Origin of the sequence: Moheibacter sp. (assembly GCF_049672845.1) — a bacterium.
Lineage (GTDB): Bacteria > Bacteroidota > Bacteroidia > Flavobacteriales > Weeksellaceae > Moheibacter.
Genome location: NZ_JBATWT010000005.1, coordinates 18,348 through 36,631, shown reverse-complemented (window position 1 = coordinate 36,631; position 18,284 = coordinate 18,348). Strand labels below are relative to the sequence as shown.

The following is an 18,284-nucleotide window of genomic DNA, read 5'->3' as shown; positions in this document are numbered from 1 at the left end:
TCAGATTAATTTTAGTGTGCTAATTTAATGTTTTAAGATAAGCGGAAACAAATAAACTGAAATTCAATTGTTATTTTTTGTTAAATCAGAGCGTCATTGACTCTTCCAATATTTAAGGAAACTCAAAGAATTCTCGCATTTCTTAAATCAATTTGTTGAGCTTAACAAATCTTGAAATCAAAAGATTGGAATAAATCTTAATGTTTTTAAGAATTCAGTCCCAATACATCTTTCATCGAGAAAAAACCGGATTTACCGTGAATCCATTCGGCAGCGAGAACTGCGCCCAAAGCAAAACCTTTCCGGCTGTGTGCCGTATGTTTGATTTCAATCGAATCAATTTCCGAATGATAATTTACCGTATGCGTCCCGGGAACATTATCGGTTCTTTTGGCATAAATCGGCAGATTTTCATCGGCAGACTTTCTGTCCAATTCCCACTGATTAAAATTTGAATTTTCAATTATCTGATTGGCAAGCGAAATAGCCGTTCCGCTGGGTGCATCCAGCTTTTGGGTGTGATGAATCTCCTCGATTTCAACTTTATATTCCGGATAATTATTCATCAAACGCGCCAGATGTTCATTCAGTTCAAAAAACAAATTAACACCCAGACTGAAATTAGAACCATATAAAAACGCTGCCTGATTTTCTAAGTTTATTTTTTTGATTTCATCCAGTTTGTCAAGCCAACCGGTCGTTCCGGAAATCGTAGGGATTTTATTTTCAAGCAAAGATTTGATGTTCTCAAAAGCTGCTTCAGGATTGGAGAACTCAATTGCAACCTCAACATTTTGAAGATCATCGGACTCAGGCTTATGGTTTAGTTTGGCTATCACATTATGCCCGCGTTCAAGAAGAATTTCTTCAATCGCTTTTCCCATTTTTCCGTATCCGATAATCGCTATGTTCATATTTTTTCGCTTTTAGAAATTCGAAACTCGAAATTCGCATTATTCAATCACTCATCCATTCAATCATTCACCCATTCAATCATTCATTCATTCATTCATTCAATCAATCAATCAATCAATCAATCAATCATTCATTCATTCATTCATTCATTCATTCCCTCCCTCACCTAAAAACTATACTTCACCCCAAATCCCATCGCCATATCGGAGGTTTTATAATTCTGAATAACCGAAGGTTTTACCGATAGGTCAGGGTCTTTTTTGATGCCGAATAAATGTGCATCGACTGTTGCATCCAAGATGTTCAGAACATAAGCCAGAGCGGTCAGGGCAATGGCATAATCACGTGATCTTTTTCGGTCGTCTTGGATATTTGCCAATTGCTCAATACTCATATTGTTCAACGTAGGATTTTCCAGTTCGTAGCCGTAAAGTTTGTCTAAATAATAGCCACGAAATTCTTTGTGTTGATTGTTGTAATGCACGATGAATCCTACACCCGTTCCAAGGATTCCCCAAACAAGCGGTGCTTTCCACCATTTTTTATTGTAAATCTGACCCATTCCGGGAAGTATGGCCGAATAAAGCGAAGCGCGAATCGGATTTTTCATTGTCAGATAATCCACCGTATCAATCACCGCATCATCCACCGCTACGATTTCCGGCTCTGCCACAACTTCCGCAATCGAAGTGCTGTCAATAGGTTCAACCTGCGCCAACGCCCAGACCGGAATCAGAATCAATATGGACAGAATCAGATTTTTCATTCAAATATTTTACGAAGACGTTCAAATTCCTGATCCGAATTAAAATCAATGATGATTTTTCCTTTACCGTTCTGTGAACGTTTGATTTCAACTTTGGACTGTATATTTTCCGAAATCAGCATTTGCGCTTTTTTGTATTCCGATGGTAAATCAGTTTTTTTTGTTTTGTTGGCCGTAGGTTTTTTGTACGAACGGATTAAATTCTCCGTTTCACGAACCGATAGATTATCAGAAATCACTCTTTCATAAATCTCAAGTTGCAAGTCCAAATCATCAATCGCAATGATGGCACGCCCATGCCCCATACTGATCATTCCGTCACGGATTCCCGTTTGGATAATCGGGTCGAGTTTCAATAGTCGCAGATAATTCGAAATCGAAGTACGGTCTTTTCCCACACGATGGCTCAATTGTTCCTGCGTCAGATTGATTTCATCCAAGAGTCGCTGATAGGAAAGTGCGATTTCGATCGCATCCAAATCCTGACGCTGAATGTTTTCCACCAATGCCATTTCCAGCATTTCCTGATCATTGGCAAGTCGTACATAAGCCGGAATACTTTCCAGTCCCACGATTTGCGAAGCACGGAATCTCCTTTCACCCGAAATCAGTTCGTATCCGCTTTCAATCTTCCGAACAGTAATCGGTTGAATTACACCCAAAACTGCGATGGATTTCACCAGATCTTCCAGTGCATTTTTATCGAAATTGGTTCGTGGCTGATAAGGATTTGTCTTGATTTTTTTCAGGTCAATGTCCAGAATATTTCCTACCAGTTTTTCTGCACCTTTGTCTGAAGCCGAAACCACATTTGGTTCATCCTTCAGCAATGCAGAAAGTCCTCTTCCCAATCGGTTATTATTTGTTTTTGCCATTTTTTACGATTAAAGTTTAAGGTTCAAAGTTTAAATTTTTAAATCTAGAGTTTAAACGTCTTTGTTCTTTACCAAAAACTCACGTGCCAAATTTAAATAATTTTCAGCACCCTTACTTCCTGCATCATAAGCGATAATCGCTTCACCGAAACTTGGTGCTTCTGATAATCTTACATTTCGCTGAATGATCGTATCAAAGACCATTTGCGGAAAATGACTGCTCACTTCATCCACCACCTGATTGGAGAGTCGAAGCCGTGAATCATGCATGGTCAGCAGAAGTCCCTCAATATCCAGATCCTTGTTGTGATGCTGCTGTACACCTTTGATGGTGTTCAGAAGTTTTCCCAGACCTTCCAGTGCGAAATATTCGCATTGAATCGGAATAATCACCGAATCCGCCGCCGTCAATGCGTTCAGCGTGATGAGTCCCAACGAAGGGGCACAATCGATGATGATGTAGTCATATTCATCTCTGATTTCCTTTAATGCTTCTTTCAGCAGGTATTCCCTGTTTTCGTGGTCCACGATTTCAATTTCGGCCGCTACCAAATCCACATGCGCCGGGATAATGTCCAGATTGGGCGTCTGGGTTTTCTGAATCGCTTCACGGGCGCTCACTTCATGCTCCAATACTTCATAGGTTCCTTTCTCCACTTCTTCCACCACAATGCCCAGTCCCGACGAAGCATTGGCTTGCGGATCTGCATCGATAAGAAGTGTCTTCTTTTCAAGAACCCCCAATGAAGCCGCTAAATTTACAGCCGTTGTGGTTTTTCCTACTCCTCCTTTCTGATTGGCGATTGCTACTATTTTACCCATGTCTGTTTTCAAAAATCGACCGTAAAATTAAGGATTAAAAGCCGGATGAAAGAATAGGAGAGAGGAATTTTTTGAACAATGAAAATTCAATCGAAAATTATACTTCCGATATTTTATAACTTAATCGATTAGATAAAAGGAATTTTTAAATGCTTAGAACACATCTTTTGAAGCCCCGACAAATTGAAGAAACTCAATTTGAGGTACAGAAGCCAGATTTTTATCACGTTCTTCTTGAAAACGAAGAAAGCTCGGCGTGTTCAATAAAATCTGTTGGATTTCTTTGTTTTTATATTGGGAAGTATGGATAAAGGTTTTTCCATCCTCTGTTTGAAGAATCGTATACAAGAATTCCGTTTCGTCCAATCTTTTAAAATCGGCAAGAAAGTTTTGAATCATTTCTTTGTTGGTGTTTACATACGCATCCTCTATGGTGTAAGTTACTTTTACTACAATCATTTTTTTTGAATTTTAATCCGGATTTTTCAAGTTCCGGGGATTCTAACGAATCTACACAAACCATAGCAAGCTCACAAAAAGTAGCCTGATTTTTCAAAAAATATGAAGAGTCGGTTATTTATAAAATTGATGATATAGCTGTTTTTTTTTTTTTATTCCCACTCACTCCCGTCCTTCCAAAAATGCTATTTTATTGTCTTTTGTAAATGAGATAAGAACTTCGAGAATGTCTTTACTAAAATACAATCGGTAATGATGCAATCGGTTTCCATCTTCGAGATCTTTTCTGTAAAGTGGTTTTAAATCTTCAAAAGTTCCCTTGCTATTTAAAAAGTTAGCTGCCTGTTCGGAGTAGGGAAGCATTTCCTGCCAAAATTCAGCAGTAAACATATCAGCAGTTAATTTTTGATCCATCTGCTTTATGATAAAATCCTTCACTAAGGCTGTTGTTTTTGGTTCATCGTCCGGAATTGGTTTTAAGCTCAGTTCCGGCTGGTAGAATTCCATTATTCTGGTAGCAATTTTTTGGGTATTGGTTCTTCTTAGGTATAACAGCGATCTTTTGCTCAGGGTATCTTTTGATGGTTGCTGAAAATCCTTGCCAGTTACCGTCGTGTGCCAATATTTTATGATCCTGTACAGCATCAATTCTCCAACCAAATCCATACGGATGCGTGCTGCCGTCATTGAGTTTTACCGGCGACCACATCATTTCATAACTTTCTTTTTTCAGTAATTTTTGCGCATTCAATCCGGCTTCCCATTTGGCCATATCCAGCGCCGTCATGTACAGAGAACCGTCAGCCGTGGTATTGATGGAAGGAGAAACCCATTCCTGATTTTTTAATTCTCCATCCACCAGGTCGTATCCTGCAGCGCGATTCGGGACAATGTCAGCTTCCGAAATTACCATCGCTGTTGTCATGCCCAAGGGATCAAAAATGCGTTCTCTTAAAAAATCGCCATAGAATTTACCGGCTGCTTTACTGTAGAGCCCGGTTCTTTCACCGAGCGCCACACAATCTTGTCTGAATTTCTTCTCATACACCCCGATCCATCCCGCCGTGAAATTCATCGCCCATTGCACTTCGGGATTTTCATTCTCAATCCTCTTTTCAATTTTTGGAAAGCAGTTCTTCACTATCAGTCTGCGGTTTTCCCGTCCAGCGCAACCGGCCTTTGTAATACCAATAAATTCTTCTTTTCAGAGAAACCGGACTTTCATCCCAACTTTCAATCAAAGCAATTATCTTTTTGTCTTTCATAAGCTGATTGGCCATCAGCCAGTCGATCAGTTGAAGCTTTTCATTTCCACTTTGTAAGTCAATCTCATTAATTAAACGGTCAATAATTTCTTCACTGAGAAGTTTTTTATCCATGATGAGAATAGCCAATTGTCTTGCAAAATAATTCCCGGTTTCCCAAAGTTCCATTGCCAATGCATGGTCTTTTTTTATTTCCTTGGCGATGACCCTCAAATCACCCAATTTGGTATCCTTACCGCTGATTTCTTTTAGTATTTTTTCTGCTTTTGTCGAAAGTTTCATCTTAGAATTTGTTTGCTCAATTATTCAAATATAGGAAACTATGATTAAGTAATTTTTCCTTAATCTTTGATTAGAAACGGTCCACGTCAACTAGACACACAATCTTCCATCTTCCTATCACTATCCACCATTTCCCAACATTCCTTACCTTTACATCTAAATTGATTTCAAATGGATTCTTATAGCATAAGTCCTTTCAAGCCGGTCATTTCCCTGTACAAAGTGCTCGATGAACTCGAAATGACCAAAAATAATCTGACCGAATTTCAGCAAAACTATGTTCAGTCACTAATTGAAGAAATTAATAAGTATCCCGAACTCCTCAAAGGAATCGAAAATATTGAGCTTCTGGACCAATATGAAGACCGAATCAAAATCTTATTGGGCGATTTGTTTCCCTATTTGCTTTCCGAAAATGAAATCAAAGCAGTTACCATTCCTTTTCACCTGAAAATCCTGAATCTCACCAAAAGATTGGAGCGCATCCTGGCCGATGCAGGTGGTGAATTTAACTTAAATCTCCGCGATTTTTCAGACCATGATTTCTATGTGATGAACTGCTGTGTCATCATCAAATCTTATTTTAATTATCCGATTGAAATTACCGATACTCCTTTATTCATCGACATTCCAGATGCCAATGAAATTACTAGGCACTACCGGGTTTTGTTCAATTCCGATTTTATGGAAATCATCCCGACCGAAAATTCCAAACTCCTGACGCCGGAAGAAATCCGTGAGTTGCTCGACAACAAAGACGATCTGGCACTTTGGAAAGAAAAATTCCCAGAAAAAAGCTGGATTTTAAAAGGTTTTTCCATCATGACACTCTTTGATGCTACCATCGAAAATGCACTTTCGACTTTCAAGGGAAATCTCCTGTCCGAAGGAAACAACAAACTCGAAAACGTGGAAGGTATCTTCAAATCGATTTTTAAAATTCCACAACTCAAAATCGGATTTACACTCATCGGAAACTTCCTCCAAAAGCTGAATCTGAAAGTGATGGAAGAGAAATATTTCAGTCATTTGCTCAACGAATCTTCCATTCGCGATTGTGAAGCTTTATTTGACGAAGGCGCACTGCGAAACATTCTCCGAAACCGTACCTACTGGGCGGTTTCAGATATTGACAACTGCAAAGAAGTTCATCCCGAAGAACAGAAATTACTGGAAATACTTCGGAAGCAGAATGTTAAAAGTTTCATTTTGGTACCGATTTTTGATGAGGATAAATTATTGGGAATCCTCGAACTTTCTTCTCAGCGCGTGGGCGATTTTAATTCCGTTAATGCTTTTAAACTGAATTATATTTTACCATTTATTCAGGACAAATTATCACATGTCACCACCGATTTGGAAAATGAAATCGAAGCCATCATTCAGAACGAATATACTTCCATTCATCCCAGCGTGCTTTGGCGTTTCAAAGAAGAAGCTTTTGAATTCATCCGCCATAAAAGATTGGGATTGGAATATGCGCTGAAGGAAATCGTTTTTCATGATGTTTATCCGCTTTATGGTCAAATCGATGTGCAGGGTTCGTCAAACTCAAGAAATCAGGCCATTCAAAAAGACCTGATTTTGCAAGTTCAGGATTTGATTCATCTTTTTGAACTGATTTATGAAAAGGCCGGACTTCCGCTTTTTGAACAGAAAATTTATGAATTAAAAAATTATCTTCAAGAACTCAAACTGCTGATTTCCAGCAATACCGAACAACTAATTCAGAATTATATTTCGACCGAAATCCATACCATTCTGAATAATTATAAATCCAATTCCAACGACCGGCATATCAGAGCCGAAATCGATTATTATTTTGAAAAAACCATTCCTCAGAACGGAATTTTTCACAAGGAAAGAAGGGAATTTGACGAATCGATTTCCATCATCAATAAAAAACTTGCTTCGATTCTGGATGAAAAACAGAAAGAAGCCCAAAGCTATTTTCCGCATTATTACGAACGCTTCAAAACCGATGGGGTGGAGCACAGTATGTACATCGGTGCTTCCATCGTTCCTGACAAGGATTTTCATGATTATTACCTGCGGAATCTTCGTCTGTGGGAAATACAGGTAATGTGCGAAATGGAAAATTATTTCTATAAACTTCGTCCGACTTTGCCTCATGACCTTGATGTGAGTTCCTTGATTCTTGTTTTTGGCTCGCCGATTTCCATCCGGTTCCGTATGGATGAAAAGCAGTTCGATATCGACGGTTCGTATAATGTTCGCTACGAAATTGTCAAAAAACGAATTGACAAGGCAAAAATTAAAAATTCCGAAGAACGAATTACCCAACCCGGAAAACTTACGATTATTTACCAAAATCGGGAAGAAGAAAAAGAATACCTGAATTACATCAAACTGATGCAACACAAAGGAATGCTGGAACTCAACATAGAAAATCTCGAAGTAGAAGATTTACAGGGAATCATCGGACTCAAAGCCTTGCGGGTCGGATTTATTTACCACGAATCCGAAAAAGTTTACACCGATTTCAAAATCATGGAAAACTGATTCAGAGCCTTAAGTCAAAACATTAAGCTGAAAAATCAAAGGTTCTCAAATCCGATGTTGAACTTTAAAAACGCCCACACAAAAGTGATGACCGATAAAATAATTCCAATTGTAAAGATTCCATAGGTAATGCGGAGCAGATAATATTTCCGGTTGAGCACAAGCCCGAGGTAATACAAATCTCGTGTCAGCGCATTGTAAAGTGCTTCCCGATCTTTCATCAAATCATTCATCGCCCATTCGTATTCAGAAATCGGCATTTTATGAAAGTTACCGAAAAACAGCAGATTGACCTGCCTTTTCTCGATTTCTTCCCTTGAAAAAGTTCCTTCCGTTACCTTCGGACGGGTGGACATAATGGCAAAAATGATCGTAATCACACTGGAAATCATCAGCACAAAAGTCGGGATGATCAAATGAAAATTCCTTGCGGCATCCAGCTTAGGAATCAAAGTTCCCAAAATGATGGAAATGATAATCGCATTAACCGAAAGCAAAATATTGGCCTTGCTATCTGCAATTTCACTCAGCCGGGTATGATTGTTCAGCGTCACACGAAACATCGTATCGATCGCTCGTGAAAATCGCTCGTCTTTGGGTTCTTTCCCTTTGGATTTGCCTCCTTCACCTAGATTTAATTTCTGAATTTTTTTCTGAAGAGCCGCAATGTTTTCATTCTTGGCTTTTGACCAGTTTTCTCTTGCGAAATCTGTATAATAGCGGTGCTCTTTTAAAAGATGACTCCGGTTAAGTGAAGCCCATTCTTCGTCGGTATAAAACTTATTTTCAGTCAGTTCCCATTCCGCGCGAAGCAGTTCTGAAATCGCCGGATATGTTTCTTCCGCAAAATGCGATGTATCGGCATCTTGTATGATTTTTTCCAATAAATCTACTGGTTCATGTCCGTGTGTAGTAGCCAGAATGATTCGCTGAACTTCCCTTATTTTTTCATCTGGAAATCCTTCTTTTCTCAGAAATTCCTCCGCAATTTTCGCGCTTTTTTCTTCGTGATTTTCTCCTGAATCCGAATAGCCGGCATCATGAAACCAGGCCGCAAGCATGAGCATTTCCATTTCTTCTTCCGAAAGATGATGCGCCTTGCCCAACAAATCAGAGGATTGAACCACCCGAAATATATGTTGGAAATTGTGGTAAAGATAAGCTTCCGATACCTTATCTTTGAATAACCCGAAAATAAAATTTTCTGCTTTCTGACTAAGCATGAGATGGTGAATAAGTGACATACGAATATATGTTTTTTTATGAAAAGAATTAAACTAAAACCTCTAATAATCTTTGGAACACTTCTGCCGATTTTTTTGACGCAGTCCTGCACAACTTATTCACCCCAATATGGTAAAAACATCAGTCAGCCTGTTGAAGAAAAATCAGACAAATCAGAATTATTCCATCGCCTTTTCCTGATTGGCGATGCCGGAAATGCGGAAGAACCTGAATCTCAGAAGACTTTGCAATTTTTTGAAGAGAAAATCAGCCAATCCGAAGAAAATGCAACCATTTTATTCCTCGGCGACAATGTTTACCCAAAAGGAATCCCAGACAGTTCCAATCTAGAAAAACGAAAACTGGCTGAAGAAAAATTAAATTACCAACTGGAAATCGCTAAAAAGTTCAAAGGTAAATCCATCTTTATGCCGGGTAATCACGACTGGTACAGCGGCTTGGAAGGCTTGGAGGAACAAGAAAGAATCGTCAGTGAAACTTTGGCCGATAAGCATGCTTTTCTACCACGCAAAAACTGTGGCATCGAACGTCTTAAAATCAACGGCGAAATCATCCTTCTGGTCATTGATTCCCAATGGTACCTTGAAAACTGGAATAATTATCCGAAAATCAATGATGATTGCGATATCAAAACCAGAGAAGATTTTTTTGATGAAATAAAAAGCGAACTCGATAAATTCCAGAATGAAACAATGATTCTCGCCATTCATCATCCCCTTTTGTCAAACGGTTCGCACGGCGGAAGACTTATGTCCGTCAACCAACAGCTTTATCCTATTGACAATGTTCCATTGCCTGTTGTGGGTTCTGTTTTTGCCTTTATGCGAAAAACCATCGGAATTCCACAGGATCTGCACAGCGCACCTTATCGGGAGCTGGCCAACCGCATCAAAACGGAAATTACCGACCGTGACAATGTGATCGTGGTTTCGGGACACGAACATAATTTACAGTACATCGAACATCAGAATATCAAACAAATCATCAGTGGAGCAGCTTCCAAAACCGATCCTGCCCGGGCGGTTTATCCAAACGATTTCTCCTACGGAAAACAAGGATACGCCATTCTGGATTTATACAAAGACGGTTCGGCAACTGTATCCTATTTCGGGAATCAGGAAGGCGTGGAGAAACTTCTTTTTTCCCGACAGATTCAGGAGCCGACCGCAAAAACTGATTGGAATACTAAATTTCCCGATGAATTTCCAAAGAAAATTACTTCGTCCATTTATCCGCCCGATAAAACCCAAAAAAGCGGAATTTACAACTGGCTTTTCGGACGTAAATACCGGGATTATTATGGAATGCAGATCGAAGCGCCTGTCGTAGAACTCGATACGTTGCTCGGTGGGCTGAAACCTTTGAGAGCCGGCGGAGGAACGCAGTCCAATTCATTGAGACTGGCCGATAAGGACGGAAAGGAATATGCCATGCGTTCGCTGAAGAAAAATACCACGAGATTTTTACAGACTTTGTATCCGGAGCAATACGTGGAACAGGATTTTGAAAATACAGGTGTTTCAACTTTCCTTTATGATTTCTATACTTCGTCCAATCCTTTTTATCCTTTTATTCTGAACGGATTAGCCCAACCTCTGGGCATCAATCATACTTTGCCCGAACTTTATTATGTGCCCAAACAGGCCGCATTGGGAAAATACAATGAAGATTATGGTGACGAATTCTACATGATCGAGGAACGTCCCATGTCGGAGCACAGTAAGAAAACCAATTTCGGGGAAGCAGACGATATCGTAAGTACCATGGATTTGCTGGAGGCCATTCAGAAAAATGAGAAAGCAAAAATCGATGAAGAAGCCTTTATCAGAGCGCGTTTATTTGATATGCTGCTCGGGGATTGGGACCGTCACCAGGACCAATGGCGTTGGGCGGAACATGACTTGGGGGAAAATAAATTGTACCGCCCGATTCCGCGCGACCGAGATCAGGTTTTTGCCCGATATGACGGCGTTTTATTGAAACTCATGATAAGTATTCCGGCGACACGACACTTTCAGCATTTTGATGAGGAACCCAAAAGCCTGAAATGGCTCAACAAATCGGGGAATCCGCTGGATATGGCTTTTATTCATCAGGCAACAGAAGAAGATTGGGTAGCGCAGGCGAAATTTATTCAGGAAAATCTCACAGATGAAGCCATTGAAGCGGCTTTTGCACAACTTCCCGAAAACCTTCAGGATGAAAATTCAAAAGAAATCATCGAAAACTTAAAAATTCGAAGAAATAAACTTCAGGATTGGGCAAAAGAAAGATACAGCCAATTGCAAAAGCTTGTAGTGCTGACCGGTACCGATAAAGAAGACCGCTTCGAAATCAACCGTCTGGAAAACGGTAAAACCGAAATAAAAATTTATCGGATTAAAAAAGAAGGGGAGGTTTTCATTTCGCAGAGAATTTATTCGCTTGATGAAACCAAGGAAATCTGGGTGTACGGACTGGACGATGATGATATTTTTGAAGTAAACGGCGAGAGTGATCAGTACATCAAAATTCGATTGATTGGCGGACAAAATCACGATGTGTTTAAAATTCAAAACGGAAAGAAAATCATCGTTTACGATTATAAAACCCGAAATAATACGATTGAAAATCAGGGAAATGCAAGAGTTCGTCTGACCGATAATTACAATCTGAATAATTACGATTATCGGAAACCTCAATACGATGTGCTTTTTGCTTTGCCGGGCGTCGGATATAATCCCGACGATGGTGTAAAACTGGGTGCTGATCTGAGTTATGAAGTCAATCAATTTAACCGTGATCCTTTTTCACAAAAGCATAATTTCCGGGGAATGTATTATTTTGCTACGCAGGGTTTTGAGTTCGAATACGAAGGCGAATTTGTGAATTTCCTTTGGGACTGGAACCTGAATTTGCAGGCAAGATGGACGAGTCCCAATTTCAGTCAGAATTATTTTGGTTTTGGAAACGAAACGGAAAATCCCGAAGATGAATTCGGCAAAGATTATAACCGCGTGAAAATTCAAAATTTGTCTTTTGCGCCCTCTTTGATCCGAAAAGGAAGATACGGTACCGAAATTTCTTTCGGGATGGACGTTGAACAAATGAAAGTAGATGACACAACGGATAGATTTGTCCTGGTTTCAGATGAACTGAATCCGGACGTTTTTGAATCCAAATATTTCGGGACTGTTCATCTCGGCTATTCTTATGAGAATTATGACGATAAAGCCTTTCCTACATTGGGTTTCACTTTCAATGCAAGAGCAGAATGGACGATGAATCTAGACGAAACATATAGAAATTTTACCACTTTGGAATCACATCTTGGATTTACTCATAAACTGATCCCGAGCGGAAAATTGGTGTTTTCTACTTTATTCAAAGGGAAAATCATTCTGAACGACGAATTTGAATTTTATCAGGGAGCCAATCTGGGCGGAAATGACGGAATCAGAGGATTCAGAAACGAAAGATTTTTGGGAAATAAATCTTTTTATCAAAGTTCCGATCTCAGATTATTATTGGGTTCGGCCAAAGGATTCATACCGGCCAAATATGGAATTTCAGGTGGATTTGATTACGGAAGAATCTGGCATGACGGCGAGCATTCAGAAAAATGGCATACTTCCTACGGTGGAGGAATCTGGCTGAACGCCGCTGCACTGACCAGTCTGCATTTGGATTTTTTCCATTCGGAAGATGGAAACCGTTTTAGTTTTGGACTTGGATTTAATTTTTAATTGTGAAAGCGAAATTTATTTTTATACTATTCATTTTTTTGAGTCTGAAAGCCTTCGGACAAGAAGACAGTTTGCATTTAACAACGGATTCAATTCAATTAAAATCCAAAAATAAATTATGGAAAAACCTGAAATATGATGTCACCGCCATTGCTGGCGGAACTTTGAATGGTTTTACTCAACCCATTCGTTGGGAAAAAGATGATTTCCTCATTGCGGGTGCTACCGCAGCCGGATTATCGGTTTTGTATCTGGCCGATGAAGAAACCAGTAAGTTTTTTAGAAATCAGTCAGACGATATTCCCGGATCCGTTAAAGAATTCGGATGGCTATTTGGTCGGCCCGAAGCGAATTATAGTTTGACTGCTGGTGTTTATCTGGTGGGATTGATTACGGACAATGAAAGAATACGGGAAACGGGGGTTTTATTGGTGACTTCTTCCATCATAGGAGGTGTAGCGCAACAAACAATGAAAACCGTAGTAGGGCGGGGAAGACCTGACCTGGAAAAGGGACATAATCAGTTTCGGTTATTCCGCGGTGGGCATGCTTATGGTTCCTTTCCTTCGGGGCATACGATTTTATCGACCACCACAATCTATGCTTTGTCCAAACAATTTGAAAATCCCTGGATAAAAGGAGGTTTATATACCATCGGACTTGTGACGCCGGTTTCCCGACTTTGGGCGGGTGCGCATTGGTTGACCGATGTTACTTTGAGTTTGGTGATGAGCGTTGCCATCGTGGAAGGTGTTGACAGTTTTCTCAAACGCAAACAAAAATATGGAAACCTAGATGCTGAATCTTTGTCTTATCTAAACAGAAACCGCGAAATCAAATGGAACCTGAGTTTGGGGCCGGGAACGGTTGGTTTGGTAGGTGTTTTTTAAAAATAACATTAAGAAATTCCTGATTTTTCAGATTTCCCTCAACTCATTTTCTATATTTATTCGGGCAGCTTTTTCATATTTCTGATAAAAATAATCGGTCTTGAAAATTCTTTCTCTTTCGAGAAAATCTTTTAAAACTTTTCTGCGACCGGATTTGTAAATAAAGTCAGGATAAATGCTGAACTCCTTCCGGACATTTTGGGAATAAATCGAATAAACCTCCTGAGTTTGACCCAATATGGAAAGATCAGCATCGATTAAATACTGGGTGTCATTTTCCAGAGAATGATGGGATTTTGTGGCCAGAATCTGTTCTTCAGTACGCTTAATGTCAGCATCGGGGACGCTTAGTTCTTTCATTCGCCGGGCAGCGGATTCAGCACTTTTTTCTTCGTTATTATTTGTCGAAGGATTGTAAATGATGTCATGATAAAAAAGACTAAACAGGATTGCTTCGGGATGATGAATTTTTACGACTACTTCATCAAGCTCCTTCAACATATTTTCCAAATGGGTTAAATTATGATAATGCCTTTTTTTGGCAGAATAGTTACGCTCAATTTCATTCCATAATTCATTAATCAAACTATTATCGTTTGTGTAGCTGCCGATTAATTCTTTAAATTTTTTCTTTAGCATAATGCTGAATCACGTCTAAAATTAATGAGTACCTGACTAAAAAAGTTCAGAAAATCCTGTCCTTCGTTTTTGGAAGGAGTAAGGATTCTCCAAACCTGAACCATTTTTAAAACCTTAAAGTTTAAAACTTCTGATGTCTAATTTGTGAAATTTACTAAACCGCAGTGTATCCGCCATCAATCGGTAAAGTAATTCCGGTAATGAATGAAGCATCATCACTCGCCAAAAACAAAACCGTTCTCGCTACCTCAATCGGTTCTCCCAAACGCCCTATCGGATGCAAACTTACCAGATTGTCGATTACTTCTTGTGACAATGTATTTATCAGTGGCGTTTTGATATATCCCGGTGCAATCGCCACCGCACGGATCCCGTCTTTGCTCACTTCTGCAGCAATTTGCTGGGTCAATAATTTAACACCGCCTTTTGTAGCGGCATAAGCGGCCAAACCTTCTCTCGCCACAAGACTATGAATGGAGCCCGAGTTGATAATTACGCCGCCAGTTCCTTGTTTTCTGAATTGTTTGATCGCATATCGGTCGCTCAGGTAAACACTCTTCAGGTTTACATCGATTACTTTTTGCCAATCATCGGTTTCCAGATTTTCCAGCGTTTTTTCTATATTAATTCCGGCATTCGCAAACATAATATCCAGCTTTCCGAATTTTGCAACCGTTTGTTCCACAAGGTTGACAATATCGCCTTCGTCGGCCACATTGGTTTTAACGAATATCGTAGAATATCCGTCGGCATTCATTTTCTCGGATAATTCAGCTGTTTGATCAGAAATATCCGCAAGCACAACACTCGCTCCTTCTTTTGCAAATTCCAAGGCAGTAGCTTCTCCCAGTCCGCTGCCGGCTCCTGTTACAATCGCAACTTTGTTTTCAAATCGTTTCATTTTTATTTTTTTATGATTAATATTTTTCTCGAATTATAATTGCTTTCTTACAAATTTACACAAGACTTCCCGGAAAAAAATTGATCTGTGTTAAGAATACAATTTGAGAGTATTAAGTTATCATCAGCTGCAGCAGATTGTTTCCTTTCTGCCTCCTTGGTGTCCCATGTGGTTAAAAAAATCAGCGAACATCTGCGCCATCTGCGGGAGATTAATTAAACCACATAGTTTAATTAGTTACATAGTTTGAGCATATATAAGCACGTATAGTTGCTTGCATATCATTGTGTTCTGAACTTAATTCATTAAATGGTTAAAAATTATACACTTTACAACTAAAGAATTAAGATGAATTAAACCCACAACCCAACTTGTAAATCGTCAGCAAAAAGTGGACATTATAATATAAAAACTTAAGGAGTGTTTTCAGAGAGAACAATACCTTTCTCTGAAAAATCACTTATTTACTTTCTTCTTTTAATCCATTTGTACATCTCAAACCACAAAACTGAAGTTGCTGCGATTAAAAATGTCATTCCTAATTCTGGGATGTTTAATCCGGTTACGTGAAAGAAACCGGCAAATATCGGTATGTACAATATGGCGAAAAGCAATATCAAAGTTGCTCCGATGATCACTGGAAATAAACGGTTTTTGTATTTGAAACTCTCAAACATACTGTAAACAAATGAACGATTAACCAGACTCAAAAACACATTCGCAAAAATCAAGGTCGTAAAAACCATTGCTCTTGTCGTTTCTTCGTTACTTCCTTTTTGAACGGCAAATTGATAGGCAAACAATACACCTGCTGTAATGATCAAACCTTGAATAATGCTGATGCTTAATTCTTTCCAATTCAAGAAAGTTTCGGACATTTTCCGTGGTTTTCGTTGCATCGTGTCTTTTTCCATCGGTTCATTTTCATAGACAATGGAACAGGTGGGTCCCATTATCAACTCCAGAAAAATAACATGTACCGGCGTAAAAATATGCGGATAAATCCACCCCAAAAACAAAGGCAGCGAAACGATCAGAATAATAGGAATATGAATGGAGATAATATACTGAATGGCTTTTTTGATATTGGCATAAATTCGTCTCCCTGCTGCAATTCCTGTGATGAGTTTGTCCAAATCATCATTGGTAATCACTAATGAAGCTGCTGCTTTCGCTATTTCCGTTCCTTTGCTTCCCATTGCTACACCAATATGAGCGGCTTTCAGTGCAGGAGCATCATTTACTCCATCGCCCAGCATCGCCACGACTTCGCCGTCTTTTTTGAACGCATTGACCATCGCTAATTTTGCTTCGGGAAACATCCGAGTGAATAAAGTTGTTTTCTTTGAAAGTTCAATCAATTCCGTTTCGGTGTGGTGGATAATTTCAGCTCCGTTTACAGCCGGAGTTTCATTGATAATTCCCGCTTGCCGGGCAATAGCATTAGTGGTATCGGCATTATCGCCTGTAATCACCTTTACTTTAATTCCGGCATCGTATATTTTTTGGAATACTTCCTGAATATTTTTCTTTGGTGGGTCGTAAAACACGGTAAATCCTAAGAATTCAAAGTTGAAATCCTGTTGTTTTTCGGGGAAATCATTTTCTTCAAAATTTGACTTGGCTACACCCAATACCCGATAGCCCTGTTTGCCAAAATCACTGATATGCTGACGCATTTTTTCTTTTTCACCTTCTGAGAGATTGGATACGGCAAGTATGGCTTCGGGAGCACCTTTGGCGGCTATTATTCGCTCTCCCAATCCATTTTCAAAAAGATGGGTCATCATCGGTGGTTTTCCTTCCAAGGGATATTCGTGTATCATTTGGAAGTTCTTCCGTTGGTCATCAGCTTGAGTTTGTTCATAAACCTGATGCAGCGTTTTCTCCATCGGATCAAACGGAACAGGTTCACTACTCCACATCGCAAACGCAATGAGTTCTGAAAGTTCGGGTGCGTTAAAATCAGCTTCGTCAAAAATATTGTTGGATTTATAATCGAACAAAGCTTTCAAGTGCATTGAGTTTTCGGTAATGGTGCCAGTCTTGTCTGCGCAGATCACCGTGGTACTCCCCAATGTTTCGACTACACTGCTTCGCTTGATGATAATTCCTTCTCGCATCAGTTTCCAGGCTCCCAATGCCATAAAAGTGGTAAAAGCCACAGGGATTTCTTCCGGCAAAATGGACATCGCCAAAGTCAGTCCAACCAATAAACTTTCAATAATATCTCTTGATTGCCAAAAACTGTATGCCCAAACTAATAAAAAAACAACAATACCGATGACCGCCATCCATTTGACAAATTTTGTAATCTGAATTTGTAAGGGAGATTGCTCTCCTTTGATGTTCTGAATGGATTGTCCGATTTTTCCCAGCTTGGTTTCCGCACCGATTTTTTCCACTTTGAAAACCGCCAGTCCAGAAACGGTCAACGAACCGCTATATACTTTCCGGTCTTCGGTTTCCTGACTTTTGAACACCGAAAAGCTTTCCCCTGTTAGCGATGCTTCATTGACCGAAAAATCATTGCTGTGCACAATCTCACCATCCGCATTGATCATCTTTCCTTCTTCGGTAATGCACAAGTCGCCCACGGCAATTTCGTGGGTAGGGATTCGTATTACTTTTGAATTTCGGATAACGGTACTGAGCGGTTCGTTCAGTTTTTCCAAGGCTTCCAATGCCTTTTTACTACGATTGTCCTGATAGAACGAAATACCCGAAACGGCTATAATCGCTCCCAACATAAAAATTGCTTCGGAATAATTGCCCACAATCACATAAATAATCGCCACGGCAATGAGCAAAAGCAACATCGGCTCTTTCAGGATGTCCAATAGCATCGTGTACCAGATATTTTTTTTAATGTTGTCTGCCTGGTTGTAACCGAATTGGCTACGAGAGATTTTCAGTTCCTCTTCCGAAAGTCCGGTCAGGTGTTTGGGAATGTTATAGGGTGTCATAAAACAATATT

Annotated in this window: 15 protein-coding genes; 3 read left to right on the top strand and 12 right to left on the bottom strand. The window is 39.6% G+C overall.

The window, feature by feature from the left end; translation table 11 throughout:
- Positions 1-206 precede the first annotated feature (206 nt).
- From dapB to WBF63_RS00275, 8 genes are all read right to left on the bottom strand, one after another.
- Entirely contained in the window at positions 207-914 is a 708-nt protein-coding gene (gene dapB, locus WBF63_RS00310; RefSeq protein ID WP_424367689.1) for a 4-hydroxy-tetrahydrodipicolinate reductase, read from the bottom strand.
- Between the two features lie 167 nt (positions 915-1,081).
- On the bottom strand, positions 1,082-1,681 hold the full coding sequence (locus WBF63_RS00305) for a DUF5683 domain-containing protein (protein WP_424367688.1): 600 nt from the start codon (positions 1,679-1,681) through the stop codon (positions 1,082-1,084).
- Positions 1,678-2,556, bottom strand: a complete 879-nt coding sequence (locus WBF63_RS00300; RefSeq protein ID WP_424367687.1) for a ParB/RepB/Spo0J family partition protein — start codon at positions 2,554-2,556, stop codon at positions 1,678-1,680. The genes WBF63_RS00305 and WBF63_RS00300 overlap by 4 nt, the downstream gene beginning before the upstream one ends.
- Before the next feature lie 51 nt (positions 2,557-2,607).
- On the bottom strand, positions 2,608-3,378 hold the full coding sequence (locus WBF63_RS00295) for a ParA family protein (protein ID WP_424367686.1): 771 nt from the start codon (positions 3,376-3,378) through the stop codon (positions 2,608-2,610).
- A gap of 153 nt (positions 3,379-3,531) precedes the next feature.
- Complete coding sequence (locus WBF63_RS00290; RefSeq protein ID WP_424367685.1) at positions 3,532-3,837, bottom strand: hypothetical protein; 306 nt, start codon at positions 3,835-3,837, stop codon at positions 3,532-3,534.
- Between the two features lie 162 nt (positions 3,838-3,999).
- Positions 4,000-4,251 carry a hypothetical protein gene (locus WBF63_RS00285; RefSeq protein WP_424367684.1) on the bottom strand — a complete coding sequence of 84 codons (252 nt, stop codon included), beginning with the start codon at positions 4,249-4,251 and terminating at the stop codon, positions 4,000-4,002.
- A 43-nt stretch (positions 4,252-4,294) separates the two neighbouring features.
- Positions 4,295-4,978: a serine hydrolase domain-containing protein gene (locus WBF63_RS00280; RefSeq protein WP_424367683.1), complete on the bottom strand. Its 684-nt coding sequence runs from the start codon at positions 4,976-4,978 to the stop codon at positions 4,295-4,297.
- Positions 4,953-5,384: a DNA alkylation repair protein gene (locus tag WBF63_RS00275; protein WP_424367682.1), complete on the bottom strand. Its 432-nt coding sequence runs from the start codon at positions 5,382-5,384 to the stop codon at positions 4,953-4,955. Before WBF63_RS00275 ends, WBF63_RS00280 begins: the two co-directional genes overlap by 26 nt.
- A 171-nt stretch (positions 5,385-5,555) precedes the next feature.
- On the opposite strand from WBF63_RS00275, the gene WBF63_RS00270 reads away from it, so the two are divergent.
- The gene (locus tag WBF63_RS00270) at positions 5,556-7,907 is read left to right on the top strand and encodes a GAF domain-containing protein (protein ID WP_424367681.1); all 2,352 of its coding nucleotides are present in this window, start codon (positions 5,556-5,558) and stop codon (positions 7,905-7,907) included.
- 35 nt (positions 7,908-7,942) lie between these two features.
- Here WBF63_RS00270 and WBF63_RS00265 read toward each other — a convergent pair whose 3' ends face one another.
- Entirely contained in the window at positions 7,943-9,151 is a 1,209-nt protein-coding gene (locus tag WBF63_RS00265) for a Pycsar system effector family protein (protein WP_424367680.1), read from the bottom strand.
- 18 nt (positions 9,152-9,169) lie between these two features.
- On the opposite strand from WBF63_RS00265, the gene WBF63_RS00260 reads away from it, so the two are divergent.
- Together WBF63_RS00260 and WBF63_RS00255 are read left to right on the top strand one after the other, a co-directional pair.
- Positions 9,170-12,877, top strand: a complete 3,708-nt coding sequence (locus tag WBF63_RS00260) for a metallophosphoesterase (protein ID WP_424367679.1) — start codon at positions 9,170-9,172, stop codon at positions 12,875-12,877.
- Between the two features lie 2 nt (positions 12,878-12,879).
- Complete coding sequence (locus WBF63_RS00255) at positions 12,880-13,767, top strand: phosphatase PAP2 family protein (RefSeq protein ID WP_424367678.1); 888 nt, start codon at positions 12,880-12,882, stop codon at positions 13,765-13,767.
- 27 nt (positions 13,768-13,794) lie between these two features.
- Here WBF63_RS00255 and WBF63_RS00250 read toward each other — a convergent pair whose 3' ends face one another.
- The 3 genes from WBF63_RS00250 to WBF63_RS00240 all read right to left on the bottom strand — a co-directional run bounded on the left by WBF63_RS00250 (position 13,795) and on the right by WBF63_RS00240 (position 18,273).
- Positions 13,795-14,406: a hypothetical protein gene (locus WBF63_RS00250; RefSeq protein WP_424367677.1), complete on the bottom strand. Its 612-nt coding sequence runs from the start codon at positions 14,404-14,406 to the stop codon at positions 13,795-13,797.
- Between the two features lie 154 nt (positions 14,407-14,560).
- Positions 14,561-15,307 carry an SDR family NAD(P)-dependent oxidoreductase gene (locus tag WBF63_RS00245; protein ID WP_424367676.1) on the bottom strand — a complete coding sequence of 249 codons (747 nt, stop codon included), beginning with the start codon at positions 15,305-15,307 and terminating at the stop codon, positions 14,561-14,563.
- A gap of 464 nt (positions 15,308-15,771) precedes the next feature.
- Entirely contained in the window at positions 15,772-18,273 is a 2,502-nt protein-coding gene (locus tag WBF63_RS00240) for a cation-translocating P-type ATPase (protein WP_424367675.1), read from the bottom strand.
- Between the last annotated feature and the right edge of the window lie 11 nt (positions 18,274-18,284).

Coding starts and splice junctions, on each gene's coding strand:
- WBF63_RS00300 (WP_424367687.1), bottom strand. CDS start 2,556: ATGGCAAAAACAAATAATAACCGATTGGGAAGAGGACTTTCTGCATTG.
- WBF63_RS00305 (WP_424367688.1), bottom strand. CDS start 1,681: ATGAAAAATCTGATTCTGTCCATATTGATTCTGATTCCGGTCTGGGCG.
- WBF63_RS00270 (WP_424367681.1), top strand. CDS start 5,556: ATGGATTCTTATAGCATAAGTCCTTTCAAGCCGGTCATTTCCCTGTAC.
- WBF63_RS00275 (WP_424367682.1), bottom strand. CDS start 5,384: ATGAAACTTTCGACAAAAGCAGAAAAAATACTAAAAGAAATCAGCGGT.
- WBF63_RS00240 (WP_424367675.1), bottom strand. CDS start 18,273: ATGACACCCTATAACATTCCCAAACACCTGACCGGACTTTCGGAAGAG.
- WBF63_RS00285 (WP_424367684.1), bottom strand. CDS start 4,251: ATGGATCAAAAATTAACTGCTGATATGTTTACTGCTGAATTTTGGCAG.
- WBF63_RS00245 (WP_424367676.1), bottom strand. CDS start 15,307: ATGAAACGATTTGAAAACAAAGTTGCGATTGTAACAGGAGCCGGCAGC.
- dapB (WP_424367689.1), bottom strand. CDS start 914: ATGAACATAGCGATTATCGGATACGGAAAAATGGGAAAAGCGATTGAA.
- WBF63_RS00290 (WP_424367685.1), bottom strand. CDS start 3,837: ATGATTGTAGTAAAAGTAACTTACACCATAGAGGATGCGTATGTAAAC.
- WBF63_RS00250 (WP_424367677.1), bottom strand. CDS start 14,406: ATGCTAAAGAAAAAATTTAAAGAATTAATCGGCAGCTACACAAACGAT.
- WBF63_RS00260 (WP_424367679.1), top strand. CDS start 9,170: ATGAAAAGAATTAAACTAAAACCTCTAATAATCTTTGGAACACTTCTG.
- WBF63_RS00295 (WP_424367686.1), bottom strand. CDS start 3,378: ATGGGTAAAATAGTAGCAATCGCCAATCAGAAAGGAGGAGTAGGAAAA.
- WBF63_RS00265 (WP_424367680.1), bottom strand. CDS start 9,151: ATGTCACTTATTCACCATCTCATGCTTAGTCAGAAAGCAGAAAATTTT.